Genomic DNA, 17,121 nt, shown 5'->3' with positions numbered 1-17,121 from the left:
TGCTGTGGCTTTCGTACAACTCGCCGAGGGCGAACTGCACTACCAAATTCAAGGGCCGCAACTCGATGGCCCGGCGGATGCGCCGGTGCTAGTGCTGTCCAACTCGCTGGGCACTGACCTGCACATGTGGGACGCGCAAATTGCGGCGTTCTCCGAGCATTTCCGAGTGCTGCGTTTTGACACCCGTGGCCACGGCAAATCGCTGGTTACGCCGGGCCCGTACAGCATTGAGCAACTGGGACGCGACGTGCTGGCGCTGCTGGATGCACTGCACATCGAGCGCGCGCATTTCTGCGGTCTGTCGATGGGCGGTTTGATTGGCCAGTGGCTGGGGATCAACGCCGGCCAGCGTCTGCATAAATTAGTGGTGTGCAACACCGCAGCGAAAATCGGCGACCCATCGGTATGGAACCCGCGGATCGAAACCGTGCTGCGTGACGGCGCGGCGGCAATGGTCGCCCTTCGTGATGCGTCGATTGCGCGCTGGTTCACCCCGGATTTTGCTGAAGCGAATCCTGCTGCCGCGAAGAGGATTACCGACATGCTGGCCGCCACCTCGCCTGAAGGGTATGCCGCAAATTGTGCCGCCGTGCGCGATGCCGATTTCCGCGTTCAGCTGTCATCGATCAAGGTGCCGCTGCTGGTCATCGCCGGCACCGAAGACGCGGTCACGCCGCCGTCCGGCGGGCACTTCATTCAGGAACACGTGCAGGGCGCCGAATACGCCGAGTTCTATGCGGCGCACCTGTCCAACGTCCAGGCCGGTGCGGCGTTCAGCGACCGGGTGCTGACGTTTTTGTCGGCTCATTAAGGGGATTGTTGTGGACGAGAAACAACGCTACGACGAGGGTCTGAAAGTCCGTCGCGCGGTACTTGGCGACGCTCACGTCGACCGCAGCCTGAACGCTTTGACCGAGTTCAACTCGGAGTTTCAGGAAATGATCACCCGCCATGCTTGGGCGATATCTGGACCCGTCCGGGGCTGCCACGTCATACCCGCAGCCTGATCACGATTGCCATGCTGATCGGCATGAATCGCAACGAAGAACTCAAACTGCACTTGCGCGCCGCCGCCAACAACGGTGTGACCCGCGGCGAGATCAAGGAAGTGATCATGCAGAGCGCGATCTACTGCGGCATTCCGGCAGCGAACGCGACCTTCCACCTGGCGGAGTCGGTGTGGGATGAGTTAGGGGTTGAATCGCGGGAGTGATCCTGGCGATTGATCGTTCCCACGCTCTGCGTGGGAATGCCTCAGCGGACGCTCCGCGTTCGGCTCTTGATGGGACGCAGAGCGTCCCGGGCTGCATTCCCACGCAGAGCATGGGAACGATCAATGCGACGATAGATGTTTACAACAAGCTGATCGGATAGCTGACGATCAACCGGTTCTCATCGAACTCGTTGTTGCTGAAGTCCATTCCTTGCCTTAGAAGAAACCGAGGTTGGCACCCAGGGTCCAGTCGCCGATGGGCTGGCTATGGATCAGGTTGATGTATTGCTGCCTGTAAATGTCATTGAGTTTGGCGTTCCACAAATTAATTTGGGTGCGCTTTTCGTTGAAGGCGTATTCACCGCCCTGAACGTTGAAGCGGTCCGAGGTGAACGCCGTTTTGCCGGATTCGATCGTGGGGTGCAGGTTTTGGGCGATTATCGAACGGCAAAATACCTTATCCGACGCAACAAAAAGCCCACCAATCGGTGGGCTTCTTGTTTTACAGCGCTATCAGAACAACTTCAGCTTCGGCGCCTCTTCTTTCAACGGCTCGTTCTTCGCGGTCTGCTCGTTCCAGCCACCGCCCAGTGCCTTGTACAGATTGACGGCACTGACCAGTTGCGCCAGACGGTCGGTGATCAGTACTTGTTGAGCACTGAACAGCTGACGCTGGGCATCGAGGAAGGTCAGGTTGCTGTCGACACCAATGCGGTAGCGACGCTCGGCCAGGCGGTAGTAGTCCTGGTTCGCGGTGACGAAATCACGCTGGGCCTGCAACTGATCGGTGTAGGTCTGGCGGGCGGCCAGGCCGTCGGCGACTTCCTGGAAGGCCGTTTGAATGGACTTCTCGTAGTTCGCCACGCCGATGTCTTTCTGGATTTTTGAATAATCCAGGCTGGCGCGCAGGCTGCCGGCATTGAAGATCGGCAGGTTGATCTGCGGCTGGAACAACCAGGTGCCCGAGCCACCCTTGAACAGACCGGACAGGTCCGGGCTCAGGCTCCCGGCATTGGCGGTCAGGCTGATGCTCGGGAAGAACGCAGCCCGTGCCGCGCCGATGTTGGCGTTGGCGGCTTTCAGGTTGTATTCGGCCTGGAGGATGTCCGGACGACGTTGCAGCAAGTCCGACGGCAGGCCGGGCGGCACGTCGCTCAGCAGGTCGTCAGCCAACGGCTTGGCCGCTTGCAGATTGGCCGGGATTGCGGAGCCGAGCAGCAGCACCAGGCTGTTTTCATCCTGGGCGACTTGACGTGTGTATCTGGCCTGTTGCGCGCGGGCGTTTTCCACCGAGGTACGCGACTGTGCCAGGTCCAGGGCCGAGGCTACACCCACTTCGTTGCTGCGGGCGGTGAGCTTGTAGCTCTCGTCGAATGCACCCAGGGTGTCCTGCGTCAGTTTCAGCAGCTCCTTGTCGGCTTGCCAGGTCAGGTAGGCATTGGCCACGCTGGCCACCAGGCTGATCTGGGTGCTGCGACGCGCTTCTTCAGTGGCGAAGTATTGCTGCAGCGCTTCTTCGCTCAGGCTACGAACCCGACCGAACAGGTCGAGTTCATAGGCGCTGATGCCGACCGTGGCCGAGTAGGAACTGGTGATACCCGCTTCGCCGGTCTGCGAGGCGCGTGCCGGGACCCGCTGACGGCTACCGGTGCCGTTGGCCGACACCGCCGGGAACAAATCGGCACGCTGGATGCGGTATTGAGCCGCGAAGGCGTCGATATTCAGCGCTGCGACACGCAAATCACGGTTGTTTTCCAGGGCGACCTGGATCAGCTGTTGCAGCGCCGGGTCGTGGAAAAACTGCTTCCAGCCCTGTTCGGCGGCAGCTTGTGCAGGCGCCTGGGCCGACGAATACGCCGGACCTTGCGGGTACTGGCCCGCCACCGGTGCTTCAGGCTGCTGATAATCGGGTATCAGCGAGCAGCCGCTGAGCACGAAGGCGGCAACAGCCAGGGAGAGTAGCGACTTGCTCATTTGCCAGCCTCTTTAGAAGGTTCAATAGCGTCGTCCTGGTCAGCGGTTTTGCGCTGCCCCATGGCCGACACGGTGACGAAAAACAGCGGGACCCAGAAGATCGCCAGGATCGTGGCCGTGAGCATACCGCCAATTACCCCGGTACCGATCGCATGTTGGCTGCCTGAACCGGCGCCCGTGGAAATTGCCAGTGGCACCACACCGAGGACGAAGGCGAGCGAGGTCATGATGATCGGTCGCAAACGCATCCGGCAGGCTTCAATCGCGGCATCGCGCAGGCTACGCCCTTGTTCATGCAGTTCCTTGGCAAATTCGACAATCAAAATGGCATTTTTCGCCGCCAGACCGATCGTCGTCAACAAGCCCACCTGGAAGTACACGTCGTTGGACAGGCCGCGCAGGCTGGTCGCCATCAGCGCACCGATGATCCCCAGCGGCACCACCAACATCACCGCAATCGGGATCGACCAACTTTCGTACAGCGCTGCCAGACACAGGAACACCATCAGCAGCGACAGGGCGTACAGCGCTGGCGCTTGCGAACCGGACAGACGTTCTTCGTACGACAGGCCCGTCCAGGAAATACCGACACCGGCCGGCAGTTTCTTGGCCAGGGCTTCGACTTCGGCCATGGCTTCACCGGTGGAATAACCGGGCGCCGGGGCACCGAGGATTTCCATTGCTTCTACGCCGTTGTAACGCGACAGCTTCGGCGCACCGTAGATCCACTCTCCCTTGGCGAACGCCGAGAACGGAACCATGGTGCCGGCGCTGTTGCGCACGTACCATTTCTTAACGTCTTCAGGACTCATGCGCGCGCCCGGCTCACCTTGCACGTAAACCTTCTTCACCCGACCGCGGTCGATGAAGTCGTTGACGTAGCTACTGCCCAAGGCAATCGACAGGGTGTTGTTGATGTCGGTGAGGGTGATGCCCAGGGCACTGGCCTTTTCGTCATCGATTTCCAGCTGGTATTGCGGCTCGTCGTTCAGGCCGTTGGGACGGACTTGCGACAGAATCTTGCTTTGCGCCGCCATGCCGAGGAACTGGTTACGCGCTTCCATCAGCTTGTCGTGACCGATACCGGCGCGGTCTTGAAGGAACACGTCGAAACCGGTGGCGTTACCCAGTTCCAGGACCGCTGGCGGTGCGAAGGCAAACACCATGGCGTCACGGAAGGTGAAGAAGTGCTGTTGGGCACGGGCCGCTAACTTGAACACGCTGTTATCGGCGTTACGTTCGCCCCACGGTTTGAGCATGATGAACGCCATCCCCGAGCTCTGACCACGGCCGGCGAAGTTGAAGCCGGTCACGGTAAACACCGAGGCCACCGCGTCGCCTTCACCGCCGTCCTTGCTCGGACGCAGCAGGAATTCACGCATTTCATCCACGACTACTTGCGTGCGCTGGGCACTGGAACCGGCCGGGGTTTGCACCTGGGCAAACAATACACCCTGGTCTTCTTCCGGGAGGAACGCCGTTGGAATGCGGGTGAACAGCCAGATCATGCCGACCAGGATGATGAGGTAGGCCAGCAGGTAGGGAGCCTTGTTCGTGAGCATGTTGCCTACGCCACGCTCGTAGCTTTTGACGCCACGGTCGAAATTGCGGTTGAACCAGCCGAAGAAACCGCGTTTGGGCGTTCCGTGCTCGCCTTTCGGAATCGGCTTGAGCATGGTCGCGCACAATGCCGGCGTGAAGATCAGCGCAACCAGTACCGACAGGGCCATGGCCGAGACGATGGTGATCGAGAACTGCTTGTAGATCACACCGGTGGAACCGCTGAAGAACGCCATCGGCAGCAGTACCGCCGACAGCACCAGGGCGATACCGACCAGTGCACCCTGGATCTGTCCCATGGACTTCTTGGTGGCCTCCTTGGGTGACAGGCCTTCTTCGCTCATGACCCGTTCGACGTTTTCCACCACGACGATGGCGTCGTCCACCAGCAAGCCGATGGCCAGCACCATACCGAACATGGTCAGGGTGTTGATGCTGAAACCGAACGCCGAGAGGATCCCGAAGGTACCCAGCAATACCACTGGCACGGTCATCGTGGTGATGACGGTGGCGCGGAAGTTTTGCAGGAACAGGAACATCACCAGGAACACCAGCACGATCGCTTCGACCAGGGTTTCAACCACACCCTTGATCGACTCGGTCACCACCGGAGTCGTGTCGTATGGGAACACCACTTCCATCCCTTGCGGGAAGAACGGCTTGAGGGTTTCGATGGTCTTGCGCAGGGCTTTCGCCGTGTCGAGGGCGTTCGCACCGTTGGCCAGTTTCACCGCCAGACCGGAGGCCGGGCTGCCGTTGAACTGGGCGCTGATCGAGTAGTTTTCACCGCCCAGACCGACATCCGCAACGTCGCCGACCCGCACTTGTGAACCGTCCTTGTTGACCTTGAGCAGGATCGCCTTGAACTGCTCGGCAGTCTGCAGGCGGGTCTTGCCGATAATCGTCGCGTTCAGCTGTTGGCCTGCAACGGCGGGCAAACCGCCGAGTTGACCGGACGACACCTGAACGTTCTGCGCGGCGATGGCGGTTCTCACGTCCACCGGAGTCAGGTTGTAGTTGTTCAGCTTGGCCGGGTCGAGCCAGATCCGCATCGCGTACTGGGCACCGAAGACCTGGAAGTCACCGACACCGGCGGTCCGCGAGATCGGGTCCTGCATGTTCGACACGATGTAGTTGGACAGGTCGTCCTTGGTCATGCTGCCGTCGCGCGACACCACGCCGATCACCATCAGGAAGTTCTTCACTGCCTTGGTCACGCGGATACCCTGTTGCTGCACTTCTTGCGGCAGCAGCGGGGTGGCCAGGTTCAGTTTGTTCTGGACCTGAACCTGTGCGGTATCGGAGTTGGTGCCCTGCTCGAAGGTCGCGGTAATGGTCATGCTGCCGTCGGAGTTACTTTCCGAGGAGACATAACGCAGGTTATCGATACCGTTGAGCTGTTGCTCGATCACCTGCACCACGGTGTCCTGCACGGTTTGTGCGGACGCGCCCGGGTAGGTCACGGAAATGGCGATCGCCGGTGGGGCGATGCTCGGGTATTGGTTGATCGGGAGTTTGAGGATCGATAGTGCCCCGACCAGCATGATCACCAGGGCAATTACCCAGGCGAAAATCGGACGGTCGATAAAAAATCTGGACATGGTTTACTCCCCTTTGCCGCTGGAAGCCTTGCTAGCTGCCTGTGCAGGGGCCGGGTTCTTTGCGCCAACGTTGGTCGCTTCACTGGCTTTTACTTCAATGCCAGGTTTGACGTATTGCAGCCCTTCGGTGATCAGGCGATCGCCTGCCTTCAGACCGTCTTCAATCAGCCATTGGCTGCCGACAGTACGGCTGGCCTTGAGCTGACGCAGCTCGACCTTGTTGTCCGCACCGACGACCAGCGCGGTCGGGGTGCCTTTGAGGTCGCGGGTCACGCCTTGTTGCGGCGCGAGGATCGCCGCGCTGTTCACACCGGCCTGCAATTGGGCGTGTACAAACATGCCTGGCAGCAGGGTGTGATCAGGGTTGGGGAATACCGCACGCAAGGCCACGGAACCGGTGGTCTGGTCCACCGAAACTTCGGAGAACTCGAGCTTGCCGTCGAGCTTGTATTGGCTACCGTCTTCGAGGGTCAGTTTGACCGCTGCCGCCGTGTCGCCGGCCTTTTGCAGGCGACCGCTTTCCAGTTCGCGGCGCAATTCAAGCAGCTCCACGGAAGACTGGGTCACGTCGACGTAGATCGGGTCCAGTTGCTGGATCACCGCCATGGCGTCGGCCTGGCCGCTGGTGACCAGTGCGCCTTCGGTCACGGTCGAGCGGCCAATGCGGCCGGAGAGTGGCGCGTAAACCTTGGTGTAGCGCACATTGATCTGGGCGCTTTGCAGGGAGGCTTCCGATTGCAACCGGTTGGCCAGGGCTGTGTCGTATTCCTGACGGCTTACAGCCTGTTCGCTGACCAGTTGCTTGTAGCGATCCGAAATCGATTTGGTCTGCTGCAAGTTGGCTTGGGCGCTTTTCAGGGTGGCTTCATAAACCGCCGGATCGATCTGATACAGCTGTTGGCCAGCCTTGACGTCGCCGCCTTCCTTGAACAGGCGCTTGAGAATGATGCCGTTCACCTGAGGGCGAACTTCGGCAATGCGGTACGCGCTGGTACGGCCCGGAAGCTCAGAGGTCAGGGTAAAGGCTTGAGGTTGCAGAGTAACGACGCCGACCTGAGGGGGTGGTGCGGCAGGTGCCGCCTCTTCCTTTTTGCATCCGCTGAGCAGCGATGCCAAGGCGAGGGCAGTGACCAGAGCGGTAACAGCTGGCTTGAATTGCATGAAAATCCTCGGGTCAGGCGCGCAAATTGCGCACTCGAAAGGTGGAAAGGTAAAAAATGTGCGCTGAGTGGATAAGTAGCTTGCTAAGCAATATACTTACGTTCATGGTTGTTTGTAAATACCCTGATCGTGTATCTCCACCGTTGCAAAAAAGCCGGTCAAAGATCCGAATTGTACGCGGGGACGACGCCTAAGAGCGCTTGCCCCACTTTTGTTCAGCGAACAGTCAGAAATCGCTGAAGCATCCTGATTGAGGTTGTACTGCCATGGTCCGTCGTACCAAAGAGGAAGCTCAAGAAACCCGTAGCCAGATACTCGAAGCGGCAGAAAAAGCCTTTTTTGAGCGGGGCGTTGCGCGCACGACACTGGCGGATATCGCTACCCTGGCGGGGGTCACTCGCGGGGCCATCTACTGGCATTTCAGCAACAAGGCGGATCTGGTGCAGGCCATGCTCGATACCTTGCAAGAGCCGCTGGATGAACTGGCCAAGGCCAGCGAGAGCGAAGATGAACTCGATCCGCTGGGCTGCATGCGCAAGCTGTTGATTCATTTGTTTCATCAAGTTGCGCTGGACCCTAAGACCCGGCGCATCAACGAAATTCTGTTTCATAAGTGCGAATTCACGGATGAAATGTGCGATCTGCGCCAGCAGCGCCGCACGGCCAGTCTCGATTGCAACTTGCGCATCGGACTGGCCCTGCGTAACGCAGTGAATCGCGGACAGTTGCCGGAGAATCTCGACACTACCCGTGCGGCCATCAGCATTCATGCCTATATAGACGGCCTCCTTTATGGATGGCTATTGGCGCCAGACAGCTTTGAGCTGCATGCCGAAGCCGAGCGCTGGGTCGACACAGGGTTGGACATGCTGCGCTTGAGCCCCAGCCTGCGCAAATGAAACAACATTCAGAAATCGGTTTGTGTCACTAATCAAGTGAGCGTAGCAATGCTATCGCTCACGCTCTGTGTCGCGACGACCTTTATAAACCGATGCGTTCTGTGTTGATAGGCAGACAATTGTGAATTTTGTAGGGGTTTTGTTGAGCGTTTGTGAAGGTATGTAAATGCCCCGTCAAGAAAACTCACGGGGTAGCATTCTCAATCCAGTGTGATCTCTACGCTAAAGCTGTAGGGGGCGTCATTTTCCGCACGAGTAATTCGGCTCGTGCATTTGATTGGGGTGGCGCCAATGGAGACAACATTGTTTGTACGAACAGGTGTCAGTGTTGGACTAAAAACACCAAAAGAAGTATTGACGCGCAACCCGAAGTCAAAGCGGAAGCCGAGACGCTGGTCGCCGAATAAAATAGAGTGCTTGAACATGTCCTTGCTGGGTGTTCCTAATTGCCTGGAGTAATCGAAGTCGCAATGGAATGCTTTAATTTCGCGGGGGAGTATTTTTATATAGTCTCGCTCATCAGCGGTCAGCGAAAGATTGTTTTCGCCAACGTCAAAAGCATGGGAGGTATTGTTTTTTATTTTGATGATGAGGCGGGTCTGATTTGCCTTGATCCTCTGCCTCTCCCAAGATTTAACTTCCTGGTTGACCTTTTCGTCAAGTTTCGAATGTTCTAGAAGAGTATTGAGAAGCTCCATGTTCTCTGCTGTGTTGAGCGTTTGAACGTAGTCATAAATAGCGATCCAGGGCGCGAAGCCGGTCAAGGAAGCTACTTCTCTAATAAGAGTGGTGTCCTGGGTTGTAATGTCCAAAGCGTCATTGTCCATCGTGATTCCTTTTCAATCATATTGGTTTGTAGGGCATTTATTGTCAGGTTGTTAAGCCTGTTGCCCAATATGAAGAGTTTGATGGGTTCTTGAAAGTCTGGAAGTTGTACTGGATATTAATACTGAAAACAAAAGCCCCGGCTTTTTGAGTCAGGGCTTTATTGTTTTAGTTATTGCTTAGAGCGCGGGGTAATCGATGTAGCCAACCGGACCTTTGGCGTAAAACAATTCCGGACGCGCTTCATTCAACGGCGCGTCGGCGTTCAGGCGTGCCGGCAAGTCCGGGTTGGCAATGAACGGCACACCGAAGGCGACCGCATCGGCCTTGCCACTCGCCAGCCAGGCGTTGGCGCTGTCTTTGGTGAAGTTTTCGTTGACGATGTAAGGGCCGCCGAAGGCTTCTTTCAGTTGTGGGCCGAGGCTGTCGCCGGCTTCTTTCTCGCGGGAGCAGATGAACGCGATACCACGTTTGCCCAGTTCGCGAGCGACGTAAGTGAAGGTCTCTGACAGGTTGTCGTCGCCCATGTCATGAAGATCGGCACGTGGTGACAGGTGCACACCCACGCGGCCCGCGCCCCAGACTTCGATCGCGGCATCGGTCACTTCCAGCAACAGGCGCGCACGGTTTTCCAGGGAGCCGCCGTAGTTGTCGGTGCGCTGGTTGGTGCTGCTTTGCAGGAACTGGTCGAGCAGGTAACCGTTGGCGCCATGGATTTCCACGCCATCGAAACCGGCCGCCTTGGCGTTCTCGGCACCGACGCGGTAGGCGTCGACGATGTCGGCGATTTCAGCAATTTCCAGGGCGCGTGGGGTTGGGAAGTCGGCCAGTGGGCGAACCAGGCTGACATGGCCTTTTGGCTGAATGGCGCTTGGTGCGACCGGCGCTTCACCGCCAAGGTACGACCCGTGGGAAATACGGCCGACGTGCCACAGTTGCAGGAAAATCTTGCCGCCCGCGCCGTGGATCGCTTTGGTCACATTAGCCCAGCCACGCACCTGATCGTTGGACCAGATACCCGGCGTGTCCGGGTAGCCGACGCCCATCGGCGTGACCGAAGTGGCCTCGCTGAGGATCAGGCCGGCCGAGGCGCGTTGTACGTAGTACTCAGCCATCAGCGCGTTTGGCACGCGGCCCTCGTCGGCGCGGCAGCGGGTCAGCGGCGCCATGATGATGCGGTTGGACAATTCGAGGTCGCCCAGTTTGATCGGATCGAAAATAGTCGTCATGAAATAGCTCTCTTGTAGAGATCAGTGGGTAACAGGGGCCAGTTCGGGATCGCCGCTCTGACGGAAAGTAATCAAGGTCACCAGCAGGGCGAGTACCGCCAGTGCTGCTGCCGCGAGAGGAACGCTGGTCAAGCCGAAGCCGTGAGCGATAACGCTGCCGCCGACCCAGGCACCGAGTGCGTTGCCGATGTTGAAAGCGCCGATGTTCAGGGTCGACACCAGGTTCGGTGCCGCCTTGCCGTAGGTCACGACATTCACTTGCAGGGCGGGTACGGCGGCGAAGCACGCGGTGGCCCAGAGGAACAGGGTGATTTCGGTCGGAATCAGCGCGACGCTGGTCCAGGTCAGCACGGTCGAGATCACGGCCATCGAGATGAAGACGCCGATCAGCGTCGCGGCCAGCCCTTTGTCAGCCAGCTTGCCGCCGATGATGTTGCCGACCGTCAGGCCCAGGCCGATGAGCATCAGGGTCCAGGTCACGCCTTTGGGCGAGACGCCGGTGACATCGCCGAGCAGCGGGGCGACATAGGTGAACAGGGTGAATACGGAAGCCGCGAACAACGCAGTCATGCTCAGCGACAGCCAAATCCCGGCGCCTTTGAGGGCGCGCAGTTCGGCGCGCATGTCGAGTTTTTCTTCATCGCGCTTGGCCGGCAGGAAGCGGATCAGGCCGATCAATGCGATCACACCCATCACGGTCACCGCCCAGAAGGTCGAACGCCAGCCGGCTTGCTGACCGAGCGCGGTGCCCAGCGGAACGCCGAGCACATTGGCCAGGGTCAGACCGGTGAACATCAAAGCCACGGCCGAAGCGCGTTTATTCGCCGGAACGAGACCTGCTGCGACCACCGAACCGATACCGAAGAACGCACCGTGGCAGAGGGCGGTGACCACACGCGCAAACATCAGCACGTTGTAATCAGTCGCCATTGCACAGAGCAGGTTGCCGATGATGAAGATGCCCATCAACACTACCAGTGCAGCCTTGCGCGGTAATTTGGCAGTGGCCAGTGCCATGAACGGCGCACCGATGGCCACGCCCAGGGCGTAACCGGTCACCAGCCAGCCGGCGCCAGGGATCGACACGCCGAGGTCAGCTGCCACGTCGGGCAGCAAGCCCATGATGACGAACTCGGTGGTGCCGATGGCGAAGGCGCTCAAGGCCAGAATGAGTAGCGAGAGGGGCATTGTTTAATTCCTGGTCGGAGCGCTGAGCTCCTTGACGATGGCGTCGAGGAACGCCTGAATCACGTCCTCGTTGCGTTTGAAGAAGTGCCATTGGCCGGCTTTCTGGCTGCTGATCAGCCCCGCCCGTTGCAAGTTCGCCAAATGGGCGGACACGGTCGACTGCGACAGGCCGCAGCGTTGATCGATCTGTCCGGCGCAAATGCCGTACTCGTGGTTGTGGATCTGTTCCGGGAACTGGGCTTTGGGGTCTTTCAGCCAGGTGAGGATGTCTCGGCGTACTGGGTGTGCCAGGGCTTTTATTATTTCGTCGAGGTCGATGGTCATGGTTTGGGCTCGTGATGATTAAAACGCTATATCGCGATGAGGCGAACTTTAAATCGGTACTTCGCGATATACAAATATGATTTTGGTCTGACGACCGCCTAAATCGGTATATCGGGTTATAACGATATTTGATGCGCAGTGCTAAGCTGCACGGCATGAACTATCTCGCACATCTTCACCTCGGTGGCCAGCGCCCCGGTCAATTGCTCGGCAGTCTGTATGGCGATTTCGTCAAAGGGCGGCTGCAAGGGCAGTTCGATCCGGAGATTGAAGCAGCCATCCAGCTGCATCGAAGTATCGATGTCTTTACCGACCGCCATCCGTTGGTGGACGTTTCGTTGTCGCGGTTTTCCCTGACCCGCAGGCGCTACGCCGGGATCGTGCTCGACGTTTTTTTCGACCATTGCCTGGCGCGTGACTGGACGCTGTACGCCGACCGGCCGCTGGAGCAATTTACGTCGGACGTGTACCGGGTTTTGTCCGCAGAGCCGCAATTGCCGGAACGTCTGGCGCAGATCGCGCCGCACATGATGGCCAGTGACTGGTTGGGTTCTTACCGGGAGTTCGCGGTGCTGGAGCAGGTGCTGCGGGGGATTTCGCGGCGGTTGACGCGACCGGAGGAACTGGCCGCAGCGATGCAGGAATTGCGGGTGTTGTATGAGCCGTTGAGTGATGACTTTCGGTTGTTCTATCCGCAGCTTCAGCAGTTTGCACGAGTCAATGTGGGAGCGAGCTTGCTCGCGATGAGGCCATAACAGTCAGCATTGATGTTGACTGTTCGATAGCTATCGCGAGCAAGCTCGCTCCCAGGTTTCTCTGTTGAATCAGAGATTGTGTCAGGCCGCGATCGCGGGGCGCAGCGGTTCCGGTTGCGCCTGCGCAATCGCCCCAAACAACGCCTTCTGCACCGCCTGCTGTGCCTCGAACGCCAGCGCCGCACGCTCGCGACCTTCGCAAGCGATCGGTTTGAGCAGATGAATTTCCACCTCACCCCGATCATTGGCAAACAGGCGCATCAGGTGCGAGAGCAAATCGTCATCGCCAATGAATGGCGCCTGCAAATCTAGCTCACCGTCGCGCAGATAACGAATCGCCACCGGCTGCAACTTCACTTCGGAATCGATCGCCGCAGACAGCAGGCGACCATGAAAAGTACGCAGCGAACGGCCATCGGTGGTGGTGCCTTCCGGGAACATCAGCAGCGGATGATCCTGCTCCAGATGACGGGTCATCTGTTTGCGGATCAACTGACTGTCACCTGAACCGCGACGGATAAACAGGCTACCGGCCTTGGCCGCCAACCAGCCCGCCACCGGCCAGGTGCGCACTTCGGCCTTGGACAGGAACGACAGCGGCGTGAGCATGCCCAGCAGTGGAATGTCGGTCCAGGACACGTGGTTGCTGACCCACAGCATCGGCGCTTTCGGCAATTCACCGTGCACAGTCACGCGAAAGGGCAGGGCGTTGCTCAACCGCGCCATGAAGAACCGCGACCAGCGTTGGCGGCGGACCATCGAATGAGCGATCCCCAGACGTTCGTACAGCCCGAATACACCGGCCATGCACAACCCCAATGTCACCACCACCAACACTCGCGCAATCCGCGCGTACACCCGTAACCGGCTCATCAAACAGCCGCCTTGAAGTGCTTAGCGTAACGCGGGCAAAGTTCGTCGCGCTTGAGCAGGATGAACACGTCGGCCACCTGGAAGTCTTCGTCCCAGCACGGCTCGCCGCAGATCTTCGCGCCAAGGCGCATGTAGGCCTTGAGCAGCGGTGGCATTTCGGCGATGACGTTGGACGGGATGTCGAGGCTCGGCAGCGGTTTTTTCGGTTCGGCCCGCAGGTGCTCTGTGCACAGGTAGCGTTCGCGCAGGCGCTGCATGATCGCGTGGGCCTGAATGCCGCCGTCCTGCATCGGGATGCTCGCGCAACCCATCAAATAGCTGTAGCCACCCTGGTTCAGCACTTCGGCCAGTTCTCCCCACAGTACGGCAATGGTACCGCCGTTGCGGTAGGCGGGGTCGACGCAGGTGCGGCCGATTTCCAGGATTGGGCCTTTCAAGTGGACCAGGCCGTGCAGGCTGAATTCTTCTTCGCTGTAGAACTTGCCCAGGCTGCTGGCAGCCGTGTGGTCGAGCAAACGGGTGGTCGCCACCAGACGCCCGGTGTTCAAGTCACGCACGCCGATGTGGGCGCAGTGAACATCATAGTCATCCATGTCCAGACCCAGCTCGGCGCCTTTCAGCTTGGCGTTGAATTCGCCGCTGAACACGTTGAAGCGCAGGGCCTGGGCTTCCTGCAAGGCCTCGGCGCCCACCAGGCGTTCGGCTTGCAGGCGGCGTTCATTGCCGGTGTCGCTGATGCGGGCGATCTGAGTCATTGCGAATCTCCGTACGGGCTGGTCACCCGTCTTGGGTTGCAGCCGATCGACTTTCTTTATGCAGCCGTGTTGTGCAAAGTCAGGCTATGTAGCCCCGGTGTCATCGCCATGAAGCTTTGGTGATGCTTATATGACAGCCCACGAGGAGCCCCTTATGCCCTGGCAAAACCTGTTGAGCCGCCGCGATCGTCTGCCCGCCAACCCGGACCTGGGCGAGGGGTTCGCGACCTTGTTGCACCCGTTGGGCAATGTCACACCGTTCGAACTGGCGGTGGCCGGCGGACGTTTGATGTCGACGCCGGGGTTGGCGTTTCTGGTGGGGTATCAGGCGGCGTTGCGCATGCTTTGGCCGAGCGCGCCGCTGAGCCTCGGCGCGTTATGCGCGACTGAACAGCGCAGCCTGAGGGTGGCGGACATGCAAACCCGTCTCAGCGATTTGCGTCTGAGCGGGCGCAAGGATTTTGTCACCGCAGGCGATGCCGCCGACTGGCTGCTGATCGCTGCCCGCAGTGAAGCACCTGGCGAAAAACCGCGCCTGAGCCTGGCGGTGGTCTATCCCGATGAACCGGGCGTGCGCCTGGAAAAACTCCCGGCGATCCCGTTGATGCCGGACATCAGTCACGGTCGGCTGTTTCTCGATAACGCTCAGTGCGAATTGTTGGCGGGGGATGGCTGGGAGGCTTACATCAAACCGTTCCGTACCCTTGAAGACATCTATGTGCTGAGTGCCATGACCGCTTGGCTGTACGGCATCGGTCAGGACAGCGACTGGCCGCAAACCTTGCAACTGCGTTTGCTGGCGCTGCTGGCCGGGTGTGCGGAAGTCAGCCGGCAGGCGCCGAATAATCCGTCCGGGCATGTGTTGCTCGGTGGCTTGTTTGCGCAGTTCGATGGACTGAGGGCTGAGGTGACTCAGGCACTGGCCGATGGTCCGCAGCATTGGGCCGCGATGTGGCAGCGCGATCAGGGCGTGATGGATTTGGCGGCGGGGGCGCGGGGCAAGCGGTTGGCCAAGGCACTCGCTGGATCTTCGCTGGATTGACTGGCCCCTTCGCGGGCAAGTCGGGTCGCCGCACCGCTCGCTCCTACACGGTATGCGCAAACCCGGTGAGTGAACGGTGCGGCGACCCGACTTGCCCGCGAAGGCGGCCTCATTGGCGACACACATTTCAGACTGTCATTTATCTCGACTAGGCTCAGCAGTTCCATCCCCCCGAGCGCCCACCATGTTCAAAGGCTTGTCGCTGATTTTCGGGCTGTTGTTCAGCCTCACGGCCCACGCCGAAAACTGGCCTGCCGAGCAATGGTCGACCGACCCGACAGTCACCGGGCCGGCGCTTCAAGCCCTGGAGACTTACGCCTTCCCACCCCGTGATGAGGCCACCCGAAAAGGCATCCGCACTGACGCCTTGCTGGTGATCCGCGACGGCCAGTTGATCTACGAACGCTACGCCGGCCCTACCACTGCCGACACCCCGCACCTGACCTGGTCCATCAGCAAAAGCCTGATGGCCACGGTCCTCGGCGTGGCCTATGGCGAGGGCTTGTTCAAACTCCAGGACCCGGTGCTGAAGTTTTATCCACCGCTGGAAAAGCACCCGGCGATGACCATCGCCGATCTGCTGCACTGGGCCTCGGGCCTGGACTGGCAGGAAGACTATGAATACGCGCCGTTGAAATCCTCGGTGGTTGCGATGCTCTATACCCGTGGCCACCAGGACATGGCTGAGTTCACCGCCGATCACGCAGAATACGCCAGACCCGGTCAGGCATTCCGTTACTCCAGCGGCGACAGCAATCTGTTGTCCGCCGCGCTGAAAAACATCGTCGGCCCGAGCCGCTATCCGGACTATCCATGGACCGCTCTGTTCGAACCCTTGGGGATTCGTCACGCCGTCTGGGAAACCGATGCCACGGGGGCGTTCGTCGCCTCATCCTATGCCTATCTCACCGCCAGGGATCTGGCCCGAGTCGGTTTGCTGATGGCGCGCGACGGCCGTTGGGGCGAGCGCCAATTGCTGCCCAAGGACTGGACCACTTTCAACCGCGAACCGTTCGCCCACTATCAAGCCAATCAGGACGACGCCGTGCCCGGCGGCCATTGGTGGCTTAACCGCACGGTGGAGGGCGCGGCAAAACCCTGGCCCGATGCACCCGACGACACCTTCGCCGCGCTGGGGCATTGGGGTCAGGCGATGTACGTGATTCCCGGCGAAAACCTGGTAATCGTGCGCTATGGCGATGACCGCGACGCCAGCTACCAGCACAACGAGTTGCTCAAACTCGCGCTCAAGGCATTTGCCGCGAAGGTGCAGCCATGAACCGCCGCAGCCTTGTTCGTCGCCGCCCGTTCAGCACGCTGTTGTTGATCCTGCTGATCGCCTTGCTCGGCTGGGTCTGGCAAGAACGCGCCGCGCTGTGGGCGTTCCCGGACATCATCAGCGCCTACACCACCAAGGAATATTGTTCGTGCCGATACGTGATGAACAACCCGGCCGAGTACTGCCACAGCTATGTGAAGCAATGGCTGCCGACCAGTGGTTTTACCGATGACGCCGCCAGCAAGCGTGTCACCGTCAGTGGCATGGGTCGCAGCAACAGCGCTGAGTGGGTCGGCGAGCGCCAAGGCTGCCGCCTGCAACCCTGAATGCACGAAGTTTTGTTGTGCTGAATAGGCATTTGTGGCGAGTTGGCGTAACGGTGTGTTTGCAACCTGCTTCAGGCCAGTTAAGGTTCGTGCAGGTTTATCTGCCCCACGAGTCTC

General features: G+C 59.5%; 15 protein-coding genes and 2 pseudogenes. 7 read left to right on the top strand and 10 right to left on the bottom strand.

What is annotated here, in order from left to right; translation table 11 throughout:
• The first annotated feature begins 4 nt into the window (after positions 1 to 4).
• On the top strand, positions 5 to 811 hold the full coding sequence (gene pcaD, locus ACYZTR_RS21710; protein ID WP_461973715.1) for a 3-oxoadipate enol-lactonase: 807 nt from the start codon (positions 5 to 7) through the stop codon (positions 809 to 811).
• A 10-nt stretch (positions 812 to 821) separates the two neighbouring features.
• Positions 822 to 1,213, top strand: a pseudogene (gene pcaC, locus ACYZTR_RS21705) (4-carboxymuconolactone decarboxylase).
• A 219-nt stretch (positions 1,214 to 1,432) separates the two neighbouring features.
• On the opposite strand, the pseudogene ACYZTR_RS21700 reads toward pcaC, so the two are convergent.
• From ACYZTR_RS21700 to emhA, 4 genes and pseudogenes are all read right to left on the bottom strand, one after another.
• Positions 1,433 to 1,621: pseudogene (locus tag ACYZTR_RS21700) on the bottom strand (OprD family outer membrane porin); the annotation flags it as partial.
• A 105-nt stretch (positions 1,622 to 1,726) separates the two neighbouring features.
• Complete coding sequence (emhC, locus tag ACYZTR_RS21695; protein ID WP_461973714.1) at positions 1,727 to 3,187, bottom strand: efflux RND transporter outer membrane subunit EmhC; 1,461 nt, start codon at positions 3,185 to 3,187, stop codon at positions 1,727 to 1,729.
• Positions 3,184 to 6,348, bottom strand: coding sequence for an efflux RND transporter permease subunit EmhB (gene emhB, locus ACYZTR_RS21690; RefSeq protein WP_461973713.1), 3,165 nt, complete (start codon positions 6,346 to 6,348; stop codon positions 3,184 to 3,186). Before emhB ends, emhC begins: the two co-directional genes overlap by 4 nt.
• A 3-nt stretch (positions 6,349 to 6,351) precedes the next feature.
• Positions 6,352 to 7,509, bottom strand: coding sequence for an efflux RND transporter periplasmic adaptor subunit EmhA (gene emhA / locus ACYZTR_RS21685; protein ID WP_461973712.1), 1,158 nt, complete (start codon positions 7,507 to 7,509; stop codon positions 6,352 to 6,354).
• Positions 7,510 to 7,775: 266 nt separating this feature from the next.
• Between emhA and emhR the strand changes: the two genes are divergently transcribed.
• Positions 7,776 to 8,408 carry an efflux system transcriptional repressor EmhR gene (gene emhR / locus ACYZTR_RS21680; RefSeq protein WP_461973711.1) on the top strand — a complete coding sequence of 211 codons (633 nt, stop codon included), beginning with the start codon at positions 7,776 to 7,778 and terminating at the stop codon, positions 8,406 to 8,408.
• Between the two features lie 200 nt (positions 8,409 to 8,608).
• Here the strand turns inward: emhR and ACYZTR_RS21675 are convergent, their stop codons facing one another.
• From ACYZTR_RS21675 to ACYZTR_RS21660, 4 genes are all read right to left on the bottom strand, one after another.
• Positions 8,609 to 9,235, bottom strand: coding sequence for a hypothetical protein (locus ACYZTR_RS21675; protein WP_461973710.1), 627 nt, complete (start codon positions 9,233 to 9,235; stop codon positions 8,609 to 8,611).
• Between the two features lie 177 nt (positions 9,236 to 9,412).
• Complete coding sequence (locus tag ACYZTR_RS21670; RefSeq protein WP_461973709.1) at positions 9,413 to 10,462, bottom strand: alkene reductase; 1,050 nt, start codon at positions 10,460 to 10,462, stop codon at positions 9,413 to 9,415.
• Between the two features lie 21 nt (positions 10,463 to 10,483).
• Positions 10,484 to 11,650 carry an MFS transporter gene (locus ACYZTR_RS21665; RefSeq protein ID WP_461973708.1) on the bottom strand — a complete coding sequence of 389 codons (1,167 nt, stop codon included), beginning with the start codon at positions 11,648 to 11,650 and terminating at the stop codon, positions 10,484 to 10,486.
• Between the two features lie 3 nt (positions 11,651 to 11,653).
• Complete coding sequence (locus ACYZTR_RS21660; RefSeq protein WP_449642596.1) at positions 11,654 to 11,974, bottom strand: ArsR/SmtB family transcription factor; 321 nt, start codon at positions 11,972 to 11,974, stop codon at positions 11,654 to 11,656.
• A 155-nt stretch (positions 11,975 to 12,129) separates the two neighbouring features.
• Here ACYZTR_RS21660 and ACYZTR_RS21655 point away from each other — a divergent pair, with 155 nt between their 5' ends.
• Positions 12,130 to 12,729, top strand: a complete 600-nt coding sequence (locus ACYZTR_RS21655; protein ID WP_461979830.1) for an acyl carrier protein phosphodiesterase — start codon at positions 12,130 to 12,132, stop codon at positions 12,727 to 12,729.
• An 81-nt stretch (positions 12,730 to 12,810) separates the two neighbouring features.
• On the opposite strand, the gene ACYZTR_RS21650 is transcribed toward ACYZTR_RS21655, so the two are convergent.
• Together ACYZTR_RS21650 and olsB are read right to left on the bottom strand one after the other, a co-directional pair.
• Positions 12,811 to 13,602 (bottom strand): lysophospholipid acyltransferase family protein, encoded by a 792-nt coding sequence (locus ACYZTR_RS21650; protein ID WP_461973707.1) that lies wholly within the window; start codon positions 13,600 to 13,602, stop codon positions 12,811 to 12,813.
• The gene (gene olsB, locus ACYZTR_RS21645; protein ID WP_008152922.1) at positions 13,602 to 14,357 is read right to left on the bottom strand and encodes an L-ornithine N(alpha)-acyltransferase; all 756 of its coding nucleotides are present in this window, start codon (positions 14,355 to 14,357) and stop codon (positions 13,602 to 13,604) included. The genes ACYZTR_RS21650 and olsB overlap by 1 nt, the downstream gene beginning before the upstream one ends.
• 154 nt (positions 14,358 to 14,511) lie before the next feature.
• On the opposite strand from olsB, the gene ACYZTR_RS21640 reads away from it, so the two are divergent.
• The 3 genes from ACYZTR_RS21640 (at position 14,512) to ACYZTR_RS21630 (ending at position 17,004) form a co-directional block, all read left to right on the top strand.
• Positions 14,512 to 15,399: an acyl-CoA dehydrogenase middle domain-containing protein gene (locus tag ACYZTR_RS21640; RefSeq protein WP_461973706.1), complete on the top strand. Its 888-nt coding sequence runs from the start codon at positions 14,512 to 14,514 to the stop codon at positions 15,397 to 15,399.
• A 184-nt stretch (positions 15,400 to 15,583) separates the two neighbouring features.
• Complete coding sequence (locus ACYZTR_RS21635) at positions 15,584 to 16,678, top strand: serine hydrolase domain-containing protein (protein WP_461973705.1); 1,095 nt, start codon at positions 15,584 to 15,586, stop codon at positions 16,676 to 16,678.
• Positions 16,675 to 17,004 (top strand): amidase, encoded by a 330-nt coding sequence (locus tag ACYZTR_RS21630; protein ID WP_461973704.1) that lies wholly within the window; start codon positions 16,675 to 16,677, stop codon positions 17,002 to 17,004. The genes ACYZTR_RS21635 and ACYZTR_RS21630 overlap by 4 nt, the downstream gene beginning before the upstream one ends.
• Positions 17,005 to 17,121 lie beyond the last annotated feature (117 nt).

This window comes from Pseudomonas sp. Hz4, from assembly GCF_054898165.1.
The sequence above is the reverse complement of the archived record's forward strand: the minus strand, read 5'-3'. Positions and strand labels throughout refer to the sequence as shown.

Coding starts and splice junctions, on each gene's coding strand:
- ACYZTR_RS21670 (WP_461973709.1), bottom strand. CDS start 10,462: ATGACGACTATTTTCGATCCGATCAAACTGGGCGACCTCGAATTGTCC.
- ACYZTR_RS21650 (WP_461973707.1), bottom strand. CDS start 13,602: ATGAGCCGGTTACGGGTGTACGCGCGGATTGCGCGAGTGTTGGTGGTG.
- ACYZTR_RS21665 (WP_461973708.1), bottom strand. CDS start 11,650: ATGCCCCTCTCGCTACTCATTCTGGCCTTGAGCGCCTTCGCCATCGGC.
- emhA (WP_461973712.1), bottom strand. CDS start 7,509: ATGCAATTCAAGCCAGCTGTTACCGCTCTGGTCACTGCCCTCGCCTTG.
- ACYZTR_RS21660 (WP_449642596.1), bottom strand. CDS start 11,974: ATGACCATCGACCTCGACGAAATAATAAAAGCCCTGGCACACCCAGTA.
- olsB (WP_008152922.1), bottom strand. CDS start 14,357: ATGACTCAGATCGCCCGCATCAGCGACACCGGCAATGAACGCCGCCTG.
- emhR (WP_461973711.1), top strand. CDS start 7,776: ATGGTCCGTCGTACCAAAGAGGAAGCTCAAGAAACCCGTAGCCAGATA.
- ACYZTR_RS21655 (WP_461979830.1), top strand. CDS start 12,130: ATGAACTATCTCGCACATCTTCACCTCGGTGGCCAGCGCCCCGGTCAA.
- emhC (WP_461973714.1), bottom strand. CDS start 3,187: ATGAGCAAGTCGCTACTCTCCCTGGCTGTTGCCGCCTTCGTGCTCAGC.
- ACYZTR_RS21675 (WP_461973710.1), bottom strand. CDS start 9,235: ATGGACAATGACGCTTTGGACATTACAACCCAGGACACCACTCTTATT.
- ACYZTR_RS21640 (WP_461973706.1), top strand. CDS start 14,512: ATGCCCTGGCAAAACCTGTTGAGCCGCCGCGATCGTCTGCCCGCCAAC.
- emhB (WP_461973713.1), bottom strand. CDS start 6,348: ATGTCCAGATTTTTTATCGACCGTCCGATTTTCGCCTGGGTAATTGCC.
- ACYZTR_RS21630 (WP_461973704.1), top strand. CDS start 16,675: ATGAACCGCCGCAGCCTTGTTCGTCGCCGCCCGTTCAGCACGCTGTTG.
- ACYZTR_RS21635 (WP_461973705.1), top strand. CDS start 15,584: ATGTTCAAAGGCTTGTCGCTGATTTTCGGGCTGTTGTTCAGCCTCACG.